This is a genomic window from Streptomyces sp. NPDC102360, assembly GCF_044766085.1.
Taxonomy (GTDB): domain Bacteria; phylum Actinomycetota; class Actinomycetes; order Streptomycetales; family Streptomycetaceae; genus Streptomyces.
On record NZ_JBIWLG010000029.1, the window covers coordinates 1 to 4,473 of the forward strand.

The following is a 4,473-nucleotide window of genomic DNA, read 5'->3' on the forward strand; positions in this document are numbered from 1 at the left end:
TCCGCGACCACCACCGCCCGATGCCCCAACGCCGCACGAGACACCCCAGCCGCAACCGCCACCTCCCACAACGACACCCCCGAACCGGACTCGAGGTGGTCGAGGAGCTGCCGGGCCCGGTCACGCAGCGCCTGGTCGTTGTGGGCCGTGACGACGAGCGGGGTGACCTGTCCGGTGGCCGGCTGCTCCTCCCCCGCGGGCTCGGTGTCGGTTTCGGGTGCCTGCTCGAGGATGACGTGGGCGTTGGTGCCGCTGATCCCGAAGGAGGAGATACCGGCCCGGCGCGGCCGGCCCGTCTCCGGCCACGGCCGCTGCTCGGTCAACAGCTCCACCGCACCCGCCGACCAGTCCACGAACGACGACGGCTTATCCACGTGCAACGTGCGCGGCAGCACACCCTGCCGCATCGCCTGCACCATCTTGATGACACCGGCGATGCCCGAAGCGGCTTGGGCGTGGCCGATGTTGGACTTGGCGGAGCCGAGCCAGAGTGGCCGGCCCTCGGGACGGTTCTGCCCGTACGTGGCCAGCAGCGCCTGCGCCTCGATCGGATCACCAAGCCGGGTGCCAGTGCCGTGCGCCTCCACGGCATCCACGTCTGCCGTGGAGAGGCGGGCATCGGCAAGCGCGGCACGGATGACGCGCTGCTGGGCGGGACCGCTCGGGGCAGTCAGGCCGTTGCTCGCACCGTCCTGATTGATCGCGGTACCGCGGATCACGGCCAGAACCCGGTGCCCGTTGCGCACCGCGTCGGACAGCCGCTCGACGAGCACCACACCCACACCCTCGGACCAGCCGGTCCCATCCGCCGCCTCCGCGAAAGACTTGCAGCGGCCGTCCCGGGCGAGGCCCTGCTGCCGGCTGAACTCCACGAAGGTCCCCGGCGTCGCCATGACGGCCACGCCACCGGCGAGCGCCATCGACGACTCGCCGCGGCGCAGCGACTCGACGGCCAGGTGCAGGGCGGTGAGGGAGGAGGAGCAGGCGGTGTCGACGGTGACCGCGGGCCCTTCGAGACCGAAGGTGTAGGCGACGCGGCCGGAGAGCACGCTCGCCTGGCTGCCGGTAAGCCGGTGGCCCTCCACGCCCTTGGTGGCGTCGTGCAGGGCCGGGCCGTAGTCGTGATACATCAGGCCGGCGAAGACGCCCGCCTTGGTGCCGCGCAGGGTGGCCGGGTCGATACCGGCCCGCTCGAAGACCTCCCACGAGGCCTCCAGGAACAGCCGCTGCTGCGGGTCCATCGCCAGCGCCTCACGCGGCGAGATCCCGAAGAACTCCGCGTCGAAGCCGGAGGCGTCGTAGAGGAAGCCGCCCTTCTCGGTGTAGGAGGTGCCGGTGCGCTCGGGGTCCGGGTCGTGCAGGCGTTCCAGGTCCCAGCCGCGGTCGTCCGGGAAGCCGGAGATCACGTCTCGCCCCTCGGCCACCAAGTCCCAAAGATCCTCCGGGGAAGTGACACCCCCGGGGTAGCGGGCCGCCATCCCGACGATCGCGATCGGCTCGTGGGCCGCGTCCACTAGTTCATGGTTCTTCTGCCGCAGCCGGGCCGTCTCCTTGAGGGACTCGCGCAGGGCGTCGACGACCTTCGCCGCGGGGGTGCGTGTCGTGTTCTTGCCGTTTTCAGAACTCATCGCAATCAGAGGCTTTCCTGTGCCAGGCGGACCAGGGCGTCGACGTCCATGTCGTCGATCAGGTCCACGTCCACGTTCAGGTCCATGTCCGTACCGGGTGCGCGGTCCGGGGTCTCGACCGCCGGCTCCGCGGGGTCCGTGCCCGTCCCGCCGTCGGCGAGGGGGTCGGCGGGTGACTCGGGCCCTGCGTCGGGCACGAGTCCGGCCCGCAGCAGCGCGGCCACCTCGACCGGGGTGGGGTGGTCGAAGACGAGGGTGGCGGGCAGCCGGAGGCCGGTCGCCTTGTTGAGACGGTTGCGCAGTTCGACCGCAGTGAGCGAGTCGAAGCCCAACTGCTTGAAGCCTCGCCGCGCCTCCACCTTGACGGCCGCGCCAAGCACCGCCGCCACCTCGTTCCGCACCAGCTCGAGCAGTGCCTTGTCCTGCTCGCCGGTACTGAGCGACGCGAGCCGGTCGGCGAGCGGCAGGGCGCCCGTCGCACCGGCCGCCGCGGGGGCGGCCGCGCGCCGTACGACCTTGCGGACGAAACCGCGCAGCACGGCCGGAACGCCATCCGCAGGTCGGGAGCGCAGTGCCGTCGTGTCGATGCGTGCTGGCACGAGCAGGGCCCGGCCGAGAGAGACGGCCCGGTCGAAGAGGGTGATGCCCTGCTTGGGGGAGAGCGCCGTCATCCCGGTCGTACGGATCATCCGTTCCCGGTCGGCCTCGTCGAGCTCCGCTTCCATGCCGCCTTCGGCCCAGAGGCCCCAGGCGAGCGAGGTGGCAGGCAGGCCCTGGGCGCGACGCTGTTCGGCGAGCGCGTCCAGAAAGGTGTTCGCCGCGGCGTAGTTGGCCTGACCGGCGCCGCCCAGCACGCCCTGCACGGAGGAGAAGAGGACGAAGGCGGTCAGGTCGAGGCCGAGTTCTTCACTGGCCTGGTGGAGGTGGTGGGCACCGATGGCCTTGGGAGCCATCACGGCGTCCAGACGCTCTGGAGTCAGCGAGGTGAGGACGGTGTCGTCCAGGACACCGGCCGTGTGCACGATGCCCCGCACCGGGAACTCCGCCGGAACCGCGCCAAGCACCCGGCGCACCTCACCGGCATCGGCCACATCACACGCCGCGACCGTGACCCGCGCCCCGAGAGCCGCCAGCTCCGCTGCCCACTCGGCCGCACCCGGAGTCCGCTCACCACGCCGGCCAAGCAGCAGGAAACTGCGCACCCGGTGCTCGACGAGCAGGTGACGGGTCACCAGCCGGCCCAGAGACCCGAAGGCCCCCGTGACCACCACCGTGCCCTCCCGATCCCACGGCGCCACCGCGCCGTCGGAGGTGTCCGTGGCACGCACCAAACGGGGAACGAACACACCTCCATCCCGTACCGCGACCTGCGGCTCACCCAGACCCAGCACCGCCACCGCGTCCGCCACGTCCGCACCCGGCACCAGATCCACCAGGACGAACCGATCCGGATTCTCCGACTGCGCCGACCGCACCAGCCCCCAGACCGGGGCCTGGGAGAGATCGGCGACCTCGCCGACCGCACCCCGCGTCACCACGACGAGCCGGGAGTCGGCGTACCGCTCCTCCCCCAGCCACTCCTGGAGCAGCGCGAGCACCGAGCCCGCCGCCGTGGCCGGGTCCGTGTCGCACACGACGGGGGCGAGGACAGCGTCCGGTATGGAATCGAGGGCGGCCGGTCCGCCGTCCGCGTCAAGGACCGTCCACGTCCCCGAGAAGGCCTCCACCGCACCGGCCGGCACCCAGTCGAGTCGGAACAGGCCGTCGTCAGCGCTGCCCTGCCCCGCGGTGTCCTGTCCCGCCGCGGCCAGCTGCTCCGGGGAGACCGGCCGACGGGCCAGCGAATCCACGGTGGCGACGGGGGCGCCGGTGGCGTCGGCGAGATGCAGGGTCACCGCGTCCTGCCCGGAGCGGCCGAGCCGGACCCGGGCGGCCGTCGCACCGGTGGCATACAGGCGCACGCCGCTCCAGGCGAAGGGCAGCCGGGTGTCATCGGACGGCGGCAGCACTCCCAGTTCGATGGCGTGCAGCGTGGCGTCGAGGAGCGCCGGGTGCAGGGCGAACCTGCCTGCTTCCTCGGCCTGTTCCGGTGCGAGGGCGACCTCGGCGTAGACGTCCCCGCCGTGGCGCCAGGCAGCCGTCAGCCCCTGGAACGCGGGCCCGTACTCGTACCCCGCCGCGGCCAGGGAGTCGTACCAGCCCGCCAGGTCAACCGGCTCGGCACCCGCTGGCGGCCACACCGACAAATCGGCGGAACCCGGGGACGTACCCGCGCCGGCGGCCAGGAAGCCCGTGGCGTGCAAGGTCCAGGCCGTGCCGGGGCCGCTGTGCTCGGGCCGCGAGTGGACCGAGACGGTCGCGTGCCCGTCCTCGTCGGACACGCCGACGGTGACCTGGATCTGGATCGCGCCGTCGGCGGGCAGGACCAGCGGTGCCTGGAGCGTGAGCTCCTCCAGCACATCCAGACCGTCCTGCTCCCCGGCACGCAGGACGAGTTCCACCAGCCCGGTACCCGGCAGCAGCACCGTACCCAGCGCCGCGTGATCGGCCAGCCACGGATGCGAACGCAGCGAGAGCCGACCGGTGAAAACCGTCCCCGCGCCATCGGCCAACGACACCGCCGCACCGAGGAACGGGTGCCTCGCGGCGTCCTGCCCCAGGGTCGCGGCCGCGTCCTCGCCGCGCGGGCTGGAAGCGGGCTTCAGCCAGTACGAGGTGTGTTGGAAGGGGTACGTCGGCAGGTCGACCACCTGGCCCGGCCGGTCGTCGAACGAGCCGGCCCAGTCGACCGCGACGCCCCGGGTCCAGGCCTCGGCCAGCGAGGTCGTGAACCGCTCAGTGCCGC

2 protein-coding genes are annotated in these 4,473 nt (G+C 72.5%); both read right to left on the reverse strand.

Features of this window, described 5'->3' with window-relative positions; genetic code table 11:
• Positions 1–1,628, reverse strand: a 1,628-nt coding sequence (locus ACIRHA_RS43095; protein WP_403857705.1) for a type I polyketide synthase, incomplete at its 3' end; no start/stop codon positions are given.
• A gap of 5 nt (positions 1,629–1,633) precedes the next feature.
• Positions 1,634–4,473, reverse strand: a 2,840-nt coding sequence (locus ACIRHA_RS43100; protein ID WP_403857708.1) for a type I polyketide synthase, incomplete at its 5' end; no start/stop codon positions are given.